This window comes from Streptomyces sp. NPDC015532 (assembly GCF_043078065.1).
Taxonomy (GTDB): domain Bacteria; phylum Actinomycetota; class Actinomycetes; order Streptomycetales; family Streptomycetaceae; genus Streptomyces.
Genome location: NZ_JBIBSY010000003.1, coordinates 637,140 through 652,239, shown reverse-complemented (window position 1 = coordinate 652,239; position 15,100 = coordinate 637,140). Strand labels below are relative to the sequence as shown.

Genomic DNA, 15,100 nt, shown 5'->3' with positions numbered 1-15,100 from the left:
TCCATCAGACACGCCTCCGGACCGTGCGGCGGGAGACGTGCCGGGCGTCGAGACCGGAGAGGCCGCGCACGGCGACGTAGGCCTTCTCGCGCCCCGGCAGGGACACCCGGCCGCGCAGCACGGCCTCCGGCTCGCGCTCGATGCGGTCGAGGAGACGCCGGTAGATGCCCGCCATGGCCGCGACACAGGCGCCGCTGCGCCGGTCCAGCATGGGCAGCAGCCGGTAGCCCTCCGCGAAGAGGGCGCGCGCCCGCCGCACCTCGAAGTGCACGAGTCCCGCGAAGTCCGAGCCCGGCGGTGGAGTCGGCCCCGCGAACCCGGCCGAGCAGCCGAACTTGGCCAGGTCGTCGGCGGGCAGATAGGTGCGCCCGCCCTCGGCGTCCTCGCGGACGTCCCGCAGGATGTTCGTGAGCTGGAGCGCGAGCCCGAGCGTGTCGGCGTACTCCGGCGCGCGCTCCGCGCCACGCGCCCCCGGTTCGGTGCCGAAGACCCCGAGCGAGAGCCGCCCGATCGCTCCGGCCACGCACCGGCAGTAGACCTTCAGGTCGTCCCAGGTCTCGTACGTCTCACCGCGCACGTCCATGAGCACGCCGTCGATGAGCTCGTCCAGGCCCGCGAGCGGCACCGGGAAGTACCCGGCGGTGTGGCTGAGCGCGACCGCGACCGGGTCGGTGTCGTCCTCGGCGACGTCGCCCGCGCGGACGCGGGCGAGCAGTGCCCGGGTCTCCTCCAGGCGTACCGCCTTCACGTCCGGCGCCAGCGTGCCGTCGCCGATGTCGTCCACGCGCCGGGAGAACGCGTAGAGCGCCGACATCGCGCGGCGCTTGGACGTCGGCAGAAGCCTGATGCCGTACGCGAAATTACGGGCCTGCTGACCGGTCACCGCCTCGCAGTAGCTGTACGCGGCGAGTACCGGTGCGGACACGTGCTGTTCCGACTCCACGGTCCGGATCACCCCTCTCCTCGCAGAGTCACTCCCACCTCGCGCAGCAACTGGAGCTTGCCGGGCTTGGGCGGGCCGGGAAGTACGTCGTATTCGGCGGCGGCGATCGCGCCGATCGCCGCCTTCCCCCCCGCGACGAACCCCGCGAGCAGCAGTTTCAGCCTGCCGTGGACGCTACCCACGAGGGGGGTGCCTTCATTCAGGAGGTTCAAAGCGCGTTCTGCTTCGTATGCAACCAGTGCTCGCACCGATGCGCCTGCTGTGGGGGCGGCGAGATCGGCTTCGGCGACGTGAAAGCGCTTCATGTCCTCGGCGGGCAGGTAGACGCGGTCGTGGCCGAGGTCCTCGGCCACGTCCTGGAGGTGCTCGACGATCTGGAGCGCCGTGCACACCGCGTCGGAGAGGCGGATCCGCTCGGGCGTGGACACCCCGGTGACGGAGAGGACCAGGCGGCCGACCGGGTTCGCGGACAGTTCGCAGTAGGCGAGCAGATCGTCGTAGGTCTCGTACCGCTTGACGATCTGGTCCTGGCGGTTGGCCGCGATCAGGCCGAGGAAGGGCTCGGGAGTCAGTCCCGCGCGGTGGACCGTGGGGCGCAGCCGGCGCAGCAGGGGGTGGCCGGGGGTCGAGTCGAACACGCGGTGAAGATCGGCTTCGAGCGCGTCGAGCAGGACCGGACGGTCGTCGGCGTCCGCGGCCGGCACGCCCAGGAGGCGGGCGTCGGCGCCGCCGGGGGCGAGATCGCCGTCGCCGATGTCGTCCACGAGGCGGGCGAAGCCGTACACGGCCATCAGGTCGTCGCGCCAGGCCCTGGGCAGGAAGAACGGGGCCACGGGGAAGTTCTCGTCCGCGGCTTTGTCGAGGGTGCCGCGCTCCGGATCGCCGGTGCGGGCCGTCCCGGCTTGGGTCACCGCTCGCCGCCCGGCGCGAGGACGGCACACGCATCGCGGAGCTGGAGAGTCACCGTAGCCATTGCCGTCACATCTCCCGTTCTACACTGCCGACCCAACACTGCCCATTTCGGACACGCCGCTCGAAGATCCGCTCGGCGTGACGGTGCCAGGTGTCGCGTATTATCGCCCCACTTGACGCGTTTCAGCACCGGTACAGCTTACGTTGTACAACGCGGCACACTCCGCCGGGGTGTCCTGCACATCACAACAACACACCGATTGGCGTCAAGATTCCTGGCGCCGACGGGAGTTGACGTTTCCTTTGCAGACGCAGGGCCCCGCCGGAGAGTTCCGGCGGGGCCCTGGTCCTGTCGTGGGCGAATCGGGCTACTTGCCCGTGAACTTCTCGTACTCCTTGAGGACGTCCTCGGTCGGGCCGTCCATGCGCAGCTCACCGCGCTCCAGCCACAGCACGCGGTCGCAGGTGTCGCGGATCGACTTGTTGTTGTGGCTGACCAGGAACACCGTGCCCGCGCTCTTGCGCAGCTCGCGGATGCGCGCCTCGGACCGCTTCTGGAAGGAGCGGTCACCGGTCGCGAGGGCCTCGTCGATCATCAGCACGTCGTGGTCCTTGGCCGCCGCGATCGAGAAGCGCAGCCGCGCCGCCATGCCGGAGGAGTACGTCCGCATCGGCAGGGTGATGAAGTCGCCCTTCTCGTTGATGCCCGAGAAGTCGACGATCTCCTGGTAGCGCTCCCTGACCTGATCACGGGACATGCCCATGGCGAGACCGCCCAGGATGACGTTCCGCTCGCCGGTCAGGTCGTTCATCAGGGCCGCGTTCACACCGAGCAGCGAGGGCTGGCCGTCGGTGAAGACCTTGCCCTTCTCCGCGGGGAGCAGACCGGCGATGGCCCGCAGGAGCGTGGACTTGCCGGAGCCGTTCGAGCCGATCAGGCCGATGGCCTCGCCCCGGTACGCGGTGAAGGAGACACCCTTGACGGCGTGGACCTTGCGGACACCGCGCTCCTCGCCGCGCCTGATGATGCGGCTGAGGGCGGAGGTGGCGCTGCCCTTGCCGGTCTTGGCGCCGTTCACGCGGTAGACGATGTGCAGTTCGTCCGCGATGACGGTCGGGATGTGCGACCTCTTTTCGAGCTCAGCCACGGCCGTACCTCTCTTCAGCCTTCCAGAAGTAGACGAAACCGCCGACGGCCGTGATCACGGCCCAGAAGACGGCGATGGCCCACACGTGCGGCGGCAGGTTGGAGGAGCCGTAGCCGTCGATGAGCGCGAAGCGCATCAGGTCCATGTAGACGGCGGCCGGGTTCGCCTGGAGCGCGCGGGCGATCCATTCGGGACGGCCGGCCAGCATGGTGCTGATGGAGAACATGACACCGGAGGCGTACATCCAGGTGCGCAGGATGAACGGCATGAGCTGGGCGAGGTCGGGGGTCTTCGCGCCCATCCGCGCCACGATCAGCGCGAGGCCGGTGTTGAACAGGAACTGGAGGAACAGCACCGGGACGATCAGCAGCCAGGACAGGCCCGGGTAGCTGCCGAAGCCGATCGCCACGATGAACAGCACGATCATCGAGAAGAGCAGCTGCTGGAGCTGCTGGAGGGCGAACGAGATCGGCAGCGAGGCACGCGGGAAGTGCAGCGCGCGTACCAGTCCCAGGTTGCCCGAGATCGCCCGCACACCCGCCATGACCGAGCTCTGCGTGAAGGTGAAGACGAAGACGCCGGTCACCAGGAACGGGATGTACACATCGTGCGACATTCCGCGGTTGGCCTTCAGGATCAGCCCGAAGATCAGGTAGTAGACGAACGCGTTGAGCAGCGGCGTCACCACCTGCCAGAGCTGGCCCAGCTTGGCCTGACTGTACTGGGCGGTGAGCTTCGCCTGCGAGAAGGCGAGGATGAAGTGCCGCCGGCCCCACAGCTGACGCACATACTGGCCCAGCCCGGGCCGGGCGCCGCTGACCGCGAGGCCGTACTTGGCGGCCACCTCGGCCGCGGAAAGCCCGTCATCGGGCGACGGCCGGTCGCTCACCGCGACTCCGCCGTCATGCGTGGTCTCACTCACAAGGGGAACTTTCGTCTTCAAGATGCGCACAGCCGGTTCGGACGTGGGCATGAGCCGGGGACCGGGCAGGCCCGGATGCTCTCAGGGTCGAGCTTGTCAGATCACCGGAGGCCGGCCCAGTCGGGTCAGCCGCCACACCGTGCGCCACCTCATGGGACGCCTCGGTCCGCACGGACTCCTCCAGCCTTCCCTGAATCCGCCGAACCAGGCCCGCAGCGCGGCCCGCGAGGGGCGGCGCAGCAGCGTCAGGAGCATCCAGACGCCGAGGTAGACCGGGACGAGGGGGGCGGGAAGGTTTCGGCGCGCGAGCCAGACACGGTTGCGCGCCACCATCCGGTGGTACACCGCGTGCCGTGAGGGCGCGGTCGCCGGGTGGTACAGCACCATGTCGGAGCGGTAGTCGATCATCCAGCCGGCGTCGAGGGCCCGCCAGGCCAGGTCGGTCTCCTCGTGGGCGTAGAAGAACGCGTCCGGGAGTCCGCCGACCTCGGCGAGGACCTTCGTACGGACCGCGTTGGCGCCGCCGAGGAACGTGGTGACGCGCGAGGAGCGCATCGGGTCGGCGGCGCGCAGCCGCGGCACGTGACGGCGCTGGGTCTCACCGGTCTCGGGGTCGGCGATCCGGAAGCTGATGATGCCGAGCTCCGGGTCGTCGGCGAAGGCCCGGCGGCACAGTTCGGCCGTGTCGTGGTGGGCCAGCAGACCGTCGTCGTCCAGGAAGAGGAGGACGTCCACGTCGGTGCCGCCGGGGCCGAAGGCCTCGATGCCGATGTTGCGGCCGCCGGGTATGCCGAGGTTCTCGGGCAGCTCGACGGTCCGGACCCCCGCGGGGACCTCCGGGACGGGTGAGCCGTTGCCGACCACGACCACCTCGACGCGGTCGCCGTCCTGCTTGGCGACGGAGTCGAGCAGGGCCCTGAGCTCGTCGGGGCGGTTGCCCATGGTGATGATCACCGCGCCGACCTTCGTCGCCGTACTCACTTGAGCCTGCTCGAAGCGAGGATGGACACCAGGTGCAGCACGGTCTGCAGCAGCGCGATGCCGGCGAGCACCGCGGTGCCCAGCCGGGTGAAGAACAGGTCACCCCTGATCTGGTCCGCGACGGCGAGGAGCAGGATCAGCAGGGACGCCTCGATGCCGAGGATCAGCCGGTGGAACTTGAGCGCCGCGGCGGCCCTGCGGGCCAGTGCCACGCCCGAGGAACGGGGCTCGGCGGCGGACTCCTCGACCGGCGGCAGCCCGCCCTGGTGGCGGGCGACACCGACGAGGTCGGTCTCCGCCTTGATCAGGATCGCGCCGAGGGCGGCCAGCGTGCCGAGGAAGGCCCACAGCCAGTCGACACGTCCGTCGCCCCACAGGTCCGCGGCGCGCAGGCCGAGGCCGACGAGGACGGCCGCGTCGGTGAGATAGGCGCCGACGCGGTCGAGATAGACCCCGCCGAGCGAGTACTGCTTCTTCCAGCGCGCGACCTCGCCGTCGACGCAGTCGAGCAGCAGATAGAGCTGGACCATCACCACGCCCAGCACCGCGCCCGCGATCCCCGGCACCAGCAGGGCGGGGGCCGCGAGCACGCCGCAGAGGGTCATCAGGTACGTGAGCTGGTTGGGCGTGATCCTGGTGGTCACCAGGTAGCGGTCGCAGCGCAGCGAGATCTCTCGCATGTACAGGCGTCCCGCCCAGTGCTCACCGCTGCGCCGGTCCTTCACCCCCGGGGGGTGAACGACGGGGCGGAGTTCAGCTACCGATGGCCTTGGCATAGTCGGAGTAGATGTCCTTGATCTGGTGGGTGTTCAGGTCGAGATGTTCGAGGATCGTGTAGCGGCCGGGCCGGGTCTGCGGAGCGAACTCCACGACCTGGACGAACTCCTCCACGGTGAAGCCGATCTCCTCGGGCAGCACCGGCAGTCCGTGCCGGCGCAGCACCTCGGCCATGTACAGCGCGTCGTCGTGGGCGCCGCGCAGATACATCGCGAAGGCTGCGCCCAGGCCGCACTGCTCGCCGTGGCTCGCGGCGCGCTTGGGGAAGAGGAGGTCGAAGGCGTGGTTGATCTCGTGGCAGGAGCCGGAGGCCGGCCGGGAGTCGCCCGAGATCGACATCGCGATGCCGGTGAGGACGAGCGCCTCGGCGAGGACCTGGAGGAAGCCGTTGTCGCCGACGCCCCCGGGGTGCCTGAGGACGGCCTCGCCCGCCTGGCGCGCCATGGCGGCGGCCAGACCGTCGATCTTCTCGCCCGTGACGCGGTTGGACAGTTCCCAGTCCGCGATCGCGTTGATGTTGGAGACCGCGTCCCCGATGCCCGCCCGGACGAACCGGACCGGCGCGTCACGGATGACGTCGAGGTCGATGACCACGGCGATCGGGTTCGGCACACCGTAGGAGCCGCGGCCCGCGTCGTTGTCGAGGGTGGCGACCGGCGAGCACAGGCCGTCGTGCGCGAGGTTGGTGGGCACGGCGACCAGCGGCAGTCCGACCCGCGCGGCGGCGAACTTGGCACAGTCAATGATCTTGCCGCCGCCCAGGCCCACGACGGCGTCGTAGTGCCCGGCCCTTATGGCACCGGCCAGCTTGATCGCGTCGTCCAGCGTGCCGCCGCCGACCTCGTACCAGGTGGCACCGGGCAGGGCCGGGGCGATCCGGTCGCGCAGCCGGGCGCCCGAGCCGTTGCTGACCGCGATGGCCAGCTTGCCCGAGTGCGAGATGCGCTCGTCGCTGAGCACGCTCGCCAGGTCGTCCAGGGCACCCGGACGGATGTCGACGACGACCGGCGAGGGGATCAGCCTCGTCAGTACTGGCACGCGATCTCACGTCCCTTGGCGAGGTCGTCGTGGTTGTCGATCTCGACCCACTTGACCTCGCCGATCGGCGCGACGTCGATCCGGAAGCCGCGGTTGACGAGCTCCTGGTAGCCGTGCTCGTAGAACTGCTGCGGGTCGGTCTCCCACACCGTCTTCAGGGCGTCGGCCAGCTCGGCGGCGGCGGCGCCCTCGATGAGGGTCACGCCGATGTACTCGCCGGTGGCCTCGGACGGCTCCATGAGCTTGGTGATCTTCTGGACGCCCTTGTCGGGGTCCACGACGACCTTCATCTCCTCGTCGGCGAGCTGCTTCACCGTGTCGAGGGCGAGGATGATCCTCTTGCCGTCGCCGCGGGCCGCGAGCAGCGTCCGCTCGACGGAGACCGGGTGCACGGTGTCGCCGTTGGCGAGGATCACGCCGTCCTTGAGGGCGTCACGTCCGCACCACAGGGAGTAGGCGTTGTTCCACTCCTCGGCCTTGTCGTTGTCGATGAGGGTGATCTTGAGGCCGTACTTCTCCTCGAGGGCGGCCTTGCGGTCGTAGACGGCTTCCTTGCGGTAGCCGACGATGATGCCGACCTCGGTCAGGCCGATCTCGGCGAAGTTGCCGAGGGTCAGGTCCAGGACCGTGATGGAGTCCTCTATCCCCGCGGGGCCCACCGGCACGAGAGCCTTGGGAAGGCTGTCGGTGTAGGGACGCAGACGCCGTCCGGCGCCGGCCGCCAGCACAAGGCCGATCATGCGGGTTCTCCTTCATCGTGTACGGCGGGCGCCCCGGAGGACACCCAGAAGCGGATGCTCTCGACGAGCACCAGCAGGGCCACGGCCACGGCGACCGCCGTGAGCGCGACCGCGAACTGTGCGGCGGTGAGCAGCGCGGCCAGGACGGTGACCAGCAGCGTCCTGCCTTCGTGCCCGCCGATCGCCCGCACCAGCCAGTGCGGGGGGGCTCCGGCGTTTCCGCGAATGCGGTACACCGTGTCGTAGTGATGGTAGGCGACCGCGGCCACCAGGCCGAAAGCCGCCGGAAGCGCCCCGTTCACGTCGGCGTTGAACGCCAGTGCCAGAACGGTGAGGTACTCGGCCGCGCGGAAGAACGGCGGGACCAGCCAGTCGAGGGCGCCCTTGAGGGGCCTGAGCAGGGCGGCCGGCGACAGCAGTACGTAGACGAGGGCACCGAGCACGGGAAGCCAGCTGCCGTACGGGGCGAGTGCGGCGGATGTCACGACGACGGCCCCGGCGAAGAGGGCGACCACGGCGGGGGCGACGCGCGAGAGGCGGCCCGCGAACCGGGTCAGGTACTCGGCGAGCGGGCCGGAGTCGGTGAGGTCCGCCAGAGCCCGGGCGGCGCGGTCCGTGCGGCGCGCCTTGCGGGTGAGCGAGCGCAGGACCCGGCCCGCCGTGGTGTAGGTGGCCGCGAAGGCACAGCCGACGAGCAGCGCGTAGAAGGTGATACGGGGGGTCGTCAGCGCCGTGAGGACGGCGATCATCGCCCATCGTTCGCCGATGGGCAGGACTATCATCCGGCGCACCCAGACCGTCCAGCCGACGCTGTCGAGCTTGCCCGAGAGGGCCGCGGTGGGGCTGGTGTTGGCCGTGGCGTCGTGGTTCGCCTCGTTGAAGGAGAAGTCCACGACGTGCCGGCAGGTCTGGAGGATCATCGCGGCGAGGGCGAGCGCCCACACGTCGTCGCCGCCGCGGGCCGCGCCGAGCGCGAGTCCCGCGTAGTAGGCGTACTCCTTGGCGCGGTCGAAGGTCGCGTCGAGCCAGGCGCCGAGCGTGGAGTACTGAAGGGAGTAGCGGGCGAGCTGTCCGTCCGTGCAGTCCAGGACGAAGGAGAACATCAGCAGCAGACCGGCCGCGACGAAGCCGACGCGGGTGCCGGTGGCGGCGCAGCCCGCGGCGATGAGCGCGGTGATCAGCGAGGCGGTGGTGACCTGGTTCGGGGTCAGGCCGCGGCGGGCGCACCAGCGGGCGATGTAACGCGAGTACGGGCTGATGCAGTACGTGGTGAAGAACCCGTCGCGGGCCTTGACGGCACTGCGCAGCCGTACGGCCTCGTCGTCGACGGCCAGGACGGCCTGCCGGACGCCGTTGCGCTCCTGCGGGTCGGCGGGGACCGCGGCGACGAGGGTCCCGAGGTCCGGGCGGTACACGGAGACGTCGTCCGCCTCCAGTGTCGCGCCGAGGCGCTCGACGAGGTCCTCGGGAGCCGCGGCGGCGTTGCCGGCGGCCACGCTCTCCCGGGTCACGGCGCGGGTCAGGGCCCGCCGGGCCTCGGGCTGCACGGAGACGGCGCCGGGAATGGCGGAGGCCGCGAAGCGGGGGTCGGTCAGGCCGAGACGCAGGGCGTGCACGTGCCCGACGAAGCGGGCGTCCACGACGGCGACCCGTTCGTTCGCCGGCACGGCGGCGAGCAGGGTCCCGGTCTCGCCCGCGTCGGACGCGGGACGCACATCGAAGCCGAGCGACCGCAGATCGCCCTCGAGCGACGATCCGGGGACCGGCTGGCCGGTGAGGATGGCGGTCGGCAGCGAACTCACTCCCTGGGTGCCGGCGCGACATGGCGCCTGCGTGTGCGTGATGGGATGGCCCCCGGCATGGCGGCGGCCCCGGCGGCATGTCGGCAGAGGCTATCGGATGAACGGAAGCGGCCGTTCACCGCCTGTTCACGGCCCGATCAACCGATTTTGTCCGGCGAGCGCCGAGATCATCATCGGGGATCGCGGGTCCGGGTCACAAGCGCGCTTCACGGACCGGCGCATTCCCGGCATGACGTACGGCGACCCCGCCCCGCCGGAACCGGGGCGCCCGGGACACGGCGCGGGACCCGCATAGGGTGGTCGTCCATGACATGGCTGATCACAGGCGGGGCCGGATACATCGGGGCACACGTGGCGCGGGCGATGGCGGAGTCCGGGGAGCGCGTCGTCGCCCTCGACGACCTGTCGTCCGGGAAGCCGAACCGGCTTCCGGAGAACGTCCCCCTCGTCCAGGGGTCGTCGCTGGACGGTGATCTGCTCAAGCGGGTCCTGGCGGAGCACGGGATCACGGGTGTGGTGCACCTCGCCGCCCGCAAGCAGGTCGGCGAGTCCGTGGCCGAGCCGACGCGCTACTACCAGGAGAACGTGGGCGGCCTCGCGACGCTTCTGGACGCGGTGGCCGGGGCGGGCGTCCAGCGGTTCGTGTTCTCCTCCTCGGCGGCCGTCTACGGCAACCCCGACGTGGACCTCATCACGGAGGGCACCCCCTGCGCCCCGATGAGCCCCTACGGCGAGACGAAGCTCGCGGGCGAGTGGCTGGTGCGGGCGGCGGGCCGGGCGCACGGGATCGCCACGGTGTGCCTGCGCTACTTCAACGTGGCGGGCGCGGGCGCGCCGGAGCTCGCCGACACGGGGATCTTCAACATCGTCCCGATGCTGTTCGACCGCCTCACCCGCGGCGAGGCCCCGCGGATCTTCGGCGACGACTATCCGACACCGGACGGCACCTGCGTACGCGACTACATCCATGTCGCCGACCTCGCCGAGGCGCATCTCGCGGCGGCCCGGCGGCTGACGGACGGGGCGAGCGGTGATCTGACGGTGAACATCGGCCGGGGCGAGGGTGTCTCCGTACGGGAGCTGGTGGCGCTCGTCGCCGAGGTCACCGGGAACCCCGCGCGGCCTCTTGTCGAACCGCGCCGTCCCGGCGACGCCCCCCGCGCGGTCGCCTCGGCCGCTCTGGCCGCCGACGAGCTGGGCTGGAGCGCGCGCCGAGAGGTCCGCGAGATGGTGGAGTCGGCCTGGCGGGGCTGGCTGCTGCACCACCCGGAGACCCCCGGCGCGTGAACGCGTCAAGGCTCTGACCTGCGGATCGTTTCCGCAGGTCAGAGCATATGACAACGGTGTTCAGTGCCGCGTTGCCCGATACCCCCCGCCCGTAGTTGACTGGCACGACCGAGCGGAAAACAGGAGGCGGCTTCCATGGGGGCTGGGCACGACCACGGGCACGCGCACGGTGCTCCCCCGGCCGGTACGGCGACGGCCGCGTACCGGGGGAGGCTGCGTGTCGCGCTGGCGATCACTCTCACCGTCATGGTCGTCGAGATCTTCGGCGGTCTCCTCGCCGATTCGCTCGCGCTCGTCGCGGACGCGGCGCACATGGCGACGGACGCGCTGGGTCTCGGCATGGCCCTGCTCGCGATCCACTTCGCGGCACGCCCGCCGAGCGAGAACCGCACGTTCGGTTACGCGCGGGCCGAGATCCTCGCCGCCCTCGCCAACTGTCTGCTGCTGCTCGTCGTCGGCGGCTACGTGCTCGTGGAGGCGATCCAGCGCTTCGTCACGCCCGCGGACACCAACGGCGAACTGACGATCGTGTTCGGTGTGATCGGTCTGGTCGCGAACACGATCTCGCTGACGCTGCTGATGCGCGGACAGAAGGACAGCCTGAACGTGCGCGGCGCCTTCCTTGAGGTCGCGGCGGACGCGCTGGGCTCGGTGGCGGTCATCGTCGCCGCCGTGGTGATCATGACCACCGGCTGGCAGGCGGCGGACCCGATCGCCTCGATCGCCATCGCGCTGATGATCGTCCCGCGCACCTGGAAGCTGCTCCAGGAGACGCTGGACGTGCTCCTGGAGGCGGCGCCCAAGGGGGTCGACATGGCGGACGTGCGCGCCCACATCCTGGCCCTCGACGGTGTCGAGGACGTCCACGACCTGCACGCCTGGACCATCACCTCCGGCATGCCGGTGCTCTCCGCCCACGTGGTCGTCAGCTCCGACGTCCTGAACGCGATCGGCCACGAGAAGGTGCTGCACGAGCTCCAGGGCTGCCTGGGTGTCCACTTCGACGTCGAGCACTGCACGTTCCAGCTGGAGCCGAGCGGCCACGCCGAGCACGAGGCGAAACTCTGCCACTGACGGCAGGCCCGCGGCGCCCCTCGCGGGACGGAGCGGGCGCGGGGCCGTCCGGAAGGCGGCAGGTGCCGTCCGAACATCTGACGGCTCTCGTCCTCGACGATTCCGTGCCCGTGGCACCGGGCACCATCAGGTGTCCGGCGGCATCCGGTGTCCGGCCCACGGTGCCGCGTGCCCCGCGCCCGGGACCCCGCGGCGGGACATGCGGAGAGTCGCGAAGTGCCGGGAGTGCCGGTTTCGTACGGCAGACTTGGGGCTGGAAAACCGATGCGAAGGATGGGTATGCCGATCACACCTGCCACCGCGACGCACAGTTCGTCGAACGGCACCGCTGAAGCGATCTTGCTGGAACTGGTCGACGAGGACGGCAACACGATCGGTACGGCGGAGAAGCTCGCGGCCCATCAGGCCCCGGGGCAGTTGCACAGAGCGTTCTCGGTGTTCCTCTTCGACGAACAGGGCCGGCTGCTGCTCCAGCAGCGCGCGCTCGGCAAGTACCACTCCCCCGGCGTCTGGTCGAACACCTGCTGCGGTCACCCCTACCCGGGCGAGGCCCCCTTCGCGGCGGCGGCCCGGCGGACGTACGAGGAGCTCGGGGTGTCACCGACGCTGCTGGCCGAGGCCGGCACGGTCCGCTACAACCACCCGGACCCGGACTCGGGCCTGGTGGAGCAGGAGTACAACCACCTGTTCGTCGGGATGGTGCAGTCGGCGCCGCGGCCCGACCCGGAGGAGGTCGGCTCGACGGCCTTCGTGACCGCCGCCGAACTGGCGGAGCGGCACGCGAAGGACCCGTTCTCGGCGTGGTTCATGACGGTGCTGGACGCGGCCCGTCCGGCGATGCGGGAGCTGACGGGTCCGTCCGCGGACTGGTAGCCGGTCCGCCGGACGCTCAGACGTTCGGAGCGAGCGGCAGGGCGGCCCAGATCACCTTGCCGCCGCCCGCGGTGTACTCGACGTCGCACCCTCCGCCGTACTCCCTGGTCACCTCACGCACCAGCAGCAGGCCCCGGCCTCCGGTCTGCCCGTGGTCGGCCTCCAGAGCGGTGGGACGGTAGGGGTGGTCGTCCTCGACGGACACCCGCACCCAGTCGGCGCCGACCGCGACCTCCACCGCGAGCATCGGCGACAGAAGTGCCGCGTGCTTGACGGCGTTCGTGACCAGTTCGGAGACGATCAACAGCAGTCCCTGAACGACATCGTCCGAGACCGGCACCCCCTGGCGGGCCAGCAGATCACGGACGGCGTGCCGCGCCTGCGGCACCGAGGCGTCGACGGCGGGGGCGGTGAACCGCCACACCCCCTCGTACGGCAGCGGTCCGGGCGATCTGACGTCGGGAGTCGCAACTCCGCCTTCGGGGCTCGGGTCGGACCCCCGCCCGAGGTTGTCCATCGTCCGGTCGCCACCCTTGCGCTCGATTGTCACCACACGTCGAGTGTTGGTAATGCGTCGGTCCGTACCGGTTGACTGAACAGAAGTCAGCAGTTATCGCCGATTCTTGATCGCGAATGCACAACAAGGCCAGCTTCACGACCACCCTTGTCGTTTTTGTGCCACCTTCCGAAACTCTTCGGGTTGTACGGGTTTGCCCCCTGCCTGACCCGATTCGTTCCTCGTGACTCCGGCGCCCGCACGGCGGTCCGCGACCATGATCACAGTCCGGCCGGCCGCTCCGGATAGCATCCGGCGTATGGAGCCGCAGCTGTTGCACCACGTCGGCGACGGGGTCGCCACCGTCGTCATCCACCACCCCGCCAAGCGGAACGCCATGACGACACCGATGTGGCGAGCGCTGCCGCCGCTGCTGGACTCGCTGAGCACGCGCGCCGACGTGCACGCGCTCGTCCTCACCGGCGAGGGCGGCACCTTCTGCGCCGGGGCCGACATCTCGACCCTGCGGGAATCACCGGACGAGGCCCAGGGCCTCGCCGTCCAGGCCGAGGAGGCGCTCGCCGCGTTCCCGAAGCCGACGCTCGCCGCGATCCGCGGCTACTGCGTGGGCGGCGGGTCCCAGCTCGCGGCGGCCTGCGATCTGCGGTTCGCGCAGGAGGGCTCGCTGTTCGGGGTGACGCCGGCGAAGCTCGGCATCGTCTATCCGGCTTCCTCCACGCGGAGACTGGCGGCCCTGGTGGGGCCCTCCGCCGCCAAGTACCTGCTCTTCTCGGGTGAGTTGATCGACACCGAGCGCGCGCTGCGCACCGGGCTCGTGGACGAGGTGCTGCCCGAGGGCGAACTCGGCAAGCGGGTCGCGGAGTTCACCCGCGTCCTGGCCGCGCGCTCCCTCATGACGCAGGCGGCCGCGAAGGAGTTCGTGAACGGGCGCACGGACCGTGACGCCCACTGGACGCGGCAGGCGCGCACCGGCGGCGACACCGCGGAGGGGGTCGCCGCCTTCCTCGACCGCAGGCAGCCGAACTTCACCTGGAATGGGCCGGACAGGTCCTAGGTCGTGTCCGCAAAGTCGCGTCGTTCGCCCGGAGGGCGGGTCCGGCGGCGTCATGGGGGTCCCCCCTGCTCGAGCGAAGCCGAGAGCTCGGGGGAGCGTGCTCTCGGCGTGCCGGGCGCAGGCCCTCGTACTGGACGTACTTGGGTCTTCGCCCGGTGCGGCGAGTGGGGATGCCCCCTGCTCGAAGAGCTTGGGGGAGCGTGCCAGGCGTCGCCGGGCAGGCGCGACTTTGCGGACACGACCTAGGTGAGCAGGAAGCGGCTGTTGCTCCGGAACTTGGCGACGAGGTGCGCGGGCGCCTTGTCCGGGGACCCGGCGTCGTAGGGCGGCTGCGGGTCGTACTCGGTCAACAGCTGGACGGCCTGGGCGTGTTCGTCTCCGGCGATCCGGCCGAGCAGGGTGAGCCCCATGTCGATGCCGGAGGAGACTCCGGCCGCGGTCACGTACTTGCCGTCGAAGACGACCCGCTCCCCCGTCGGCTCGGCGCCGTACCGCTCCAGTTGGCCGAGGGCCAGCCAGTGGGAGGTGGCCCGGCGGCCGTCCAGGAGCCCCGCCGCGGCGAGCAGCAGGGACCCGGTGCACACCGAGGTCGTCCAGAGGCTGGTGGCGTCGGCCGCCCGCAGCCATGCGAGCAGGACCAGGTTGTCCATCTGGGCACTCTGGCCCGGCCCTCCCGGTACGACCACGATGTCGGGGTGCGGAACGTCCGCGAGGCTCTTGTCCGCCGTCAGCGCGAGCCGACCGGTGTCGGAACGGACCGGTCCGGTGCGCTCGGCGACGAAGACGGTGTCCGCGTCCGGCAGGCGGCCGAGCGTCTCGTACGGGCCGACGGCGTCCAGGGCGGTGAAGCGGTCAAAGAGGACGATGGCGATCTGCATCGGGTTCCTTTCGGCGCGGGGGCACGGTGCGGGCCCCTGGGTGACCGGGCGTCGGGTCAGGGCGGGCGGAGTACCCGTCGGTGCGGGTCGGGGCGGACCGACGGGATGCCGGACCGCTGGGAGGGCGGAGGAAGCCGCGGACACGCGGGGCGCG

15 protein-coding genes are annotated in these 15,100 nt (G+C 70.7%); 4 read left to right on the top strand and 11 right to left on the bottom strand.

Annotated features, from left to right (window positions below; translation table 11 throughout):
* Window positions 1-4 precede the first annotated feature (4 nt).
* The 9 genes from hpnD to ACF07B_RS14115 all read right to left on the bottom strand — a co-directional run bounded on the left by hpnD (window position 5) and on the right by ACF07B_RS14115 (window position 9,254).
* Window positions 5-955, bottom strand: a complete 951-nt coding sequence (gene hpnD, locus ACF07B_RS14155) for a presqualene diphosphate synthase HpnD (protein WP_369485692.1) — start codon at window positions 953-955, stop codon at window positions 5-7.
* Window positions 952-1,854 (bottom strand): squalene synthase HpnC, encoded by a 903-nt coding sequence (hpnC, locus tag ACF07B_RS14150; RefSeq protein WP_392179149.1) that lies wholly within the window; start codon window positions 1,852-1,854, stop codon window positions 952-954. Before hpnC ends, hpnD begins: the two co-directional genes overlap by 4 nt.
* A gap of 369 nt (window positions 1,855-2,223) precedes the next feature.
* Window positions 2,224-3,003 (bottom strand): ABC transporter ATP-binding protein, encoded by a 780-nt coding sequence (locus ACF07B_RS14145; protein WP_362399716.1) that lies wholly within the window; start codon window positions 3,001-3,003, stop codon window positions 2,224-2,226.
* Window positions 2,996-3,925 carry an ABC transporter permease gene (locus tag ACF07B_RS14140; protein ID WP_369481808.1) on the bottom strand — a complete coding sequence of 310 codons (930 nt, stop codon included), beginning with the start codon at window positions 3,923-3,925 and terminating at the stop codon, window positions 2,996-2,998. The genes ACF07B_RS14145 and ACF07B_RS14140 overlap by 8 nt, the downstream gene beginning before the upstream one ends.
* A gap of 96 nt (window positions 3,926-4,021) precedes the next feature.
* Window positions 4,022-4,867: a glycosyltransferase family 2 protein gene (locus ACF07B_RS14135; protein WP_392179211.1), complete on the bottom strand. Its 846-nt coding sequence runs from the start codon at window positions 4,865-4,867 to the stop codon at window positions 4,022-4,024.
* Between the two features lie 35 nt (window positions 4,868-4,902).
* Window positions 4,903-5,682: a CDP-alcohol phosphatidyltransferase family protein gene (locus tag ACF07B_RS14130; protein ID WP_362399724.1), complete on the bottom strand. Its 780-nt coding sequence runs from the start codon at window positions 5,680-5,682 to the stop codon at window positions 4,903-4,905.
* Window positions 5,660-6,721, bottom strand: a complete 1,062-nt coding sequence (locus ACF07B_RS14125; protein ID WP_369481806.1) for an iron-containing alcohol dehydrogenase family protein — start codon at window positions 6,719-6,721, stop codon at window positions 5,660-5,662. Before ACF07B_RS14125 ends, ACF07B_RS14130 begins: the two co-directional genes overlap by 23 nt.
* Window positions 6,709-7,461 (bottom strand): phosphocholine cytidylyltransferase family protein, encoded by a 753-nt coding sequence (locus tag ACF07B_RS14120; RefSeq protein ID WP_362399730.1) that lies wholly within the window; start codon window positions 7,459-7,461, stop codon window positions 6,709-6,711. The genes ACF07B_RS14125 and ACF07B_RS14120 overlap by 13 nt, the downstream gene beginning before the upstream one ends.
* Window positions 7,458-9,254, bottom strand: coding sequence for a DUF5941 domain-containing protein (locus tag ACF07B_RS14115; protein ID WP_369481851.1), 1,797 nt, complete (start codon window positions 9,252-9,254; stop codon window positions 7,458-7,460). The genes ACF07B_RS14120 and ACF07B_RS14115 overlap by 4 nt, the downstream gene beginning before the upstream one ends.
* A 315-nt stretch (window positions 9,255-9,569) precedes the next feature.
* Here ACF07B_RS14115 and galE point away from each other — a divergent pair, with 315 nt between their 5' ends.
* The 3 genes from galE to idi all read left to right on the top strand — a co-directional run bounded on the left by galE (window position 9,570) and on the right by idi (window position 12,497).
* Entirely contained in the window at window positions 9,570-10,550 is a 981-nt protein-coding gene (gene galE, locus ACF07B_RS14110; protein WP_392179148.1) for a UDP-glucose 4-epimerase GalE, read from the top strand.
* Between the two features lie 135 nt (window positions 10,551-10,685).
* A complete protein-coding gene (locus tag ACF07B_RS14105) occupies window positions 10,686-11,624 on the top strand; it encodes a cation diffusion facilitator family transporter (RefSeq protein WP_369481804.1) in 939 nt (312 codons plus the stop codon).
* 279 nt (window positions 11,625-11,903) lie between these two features.
* Window positions 11,904-12,497: an isopentenyl-diphosphate Delta-isomerase gene (gene idi / locus ACF07B_RS14100; protein ID WP_392179147.1), complete on the top strand. Its 594-nt coding sequence runs from the start codon at window positions 11,904-11,906 to the stop codon at window positions 12,495-12,497.
* A gap of 16 nt (window positions 12,498-12,513) precedes the next feature.
* On the opposite strand, the gene ACF07B_RS14095 is transcribed toward idi, so the two are convergent.
* Window positions 12,514-13,014, bottom strand: a complete 501-nt coding sequence (locus ACF07B_RS14095; protein WP_369481850.1) for an ATP-binding protein — start codon at window positions 13,012-13,014, stop codon at window positions 12,514-12,516.
* A gap of 298 nt (window positions 13,015-13,312) precedes the next feature.
* Here ACF07B_RS14095 and ACF07B_RS14090 point away from each other — a divergent pair, with 298 nt between their 5' ends.
* Window positions 13,313-14,068, top strand: coding sequence for an enoyl-CoA hydratase/isomerase family protein (locus tag ACF07B_RS14090; RefSeq protein WP_392179146.1), 756 nt, complete (start codon window positions 13,313-13,315; stop codon window positions 14,066-14,068).
* 242 nt (window positions 14,069-14,310) lie between these two features.
* On the opposite strand, the gene ACF07B_RS14085 is transcribed toward ACF07B_RS14090, so the two are convergent.
* On the bottom strand, window positions 14,311-14,946 hold the full coding sequence (locus ACF07B_RS14085; protein ID WP_392179145.1) for a DJ-1/PfpI family protein: 636 nt from the start codon (window positions 14,944-14,946) through the stop codon (window positions 14,311-14,313).
* Between the last annotated feature and the right edge of the window lie 154 nt (window positions 14,947-15,100).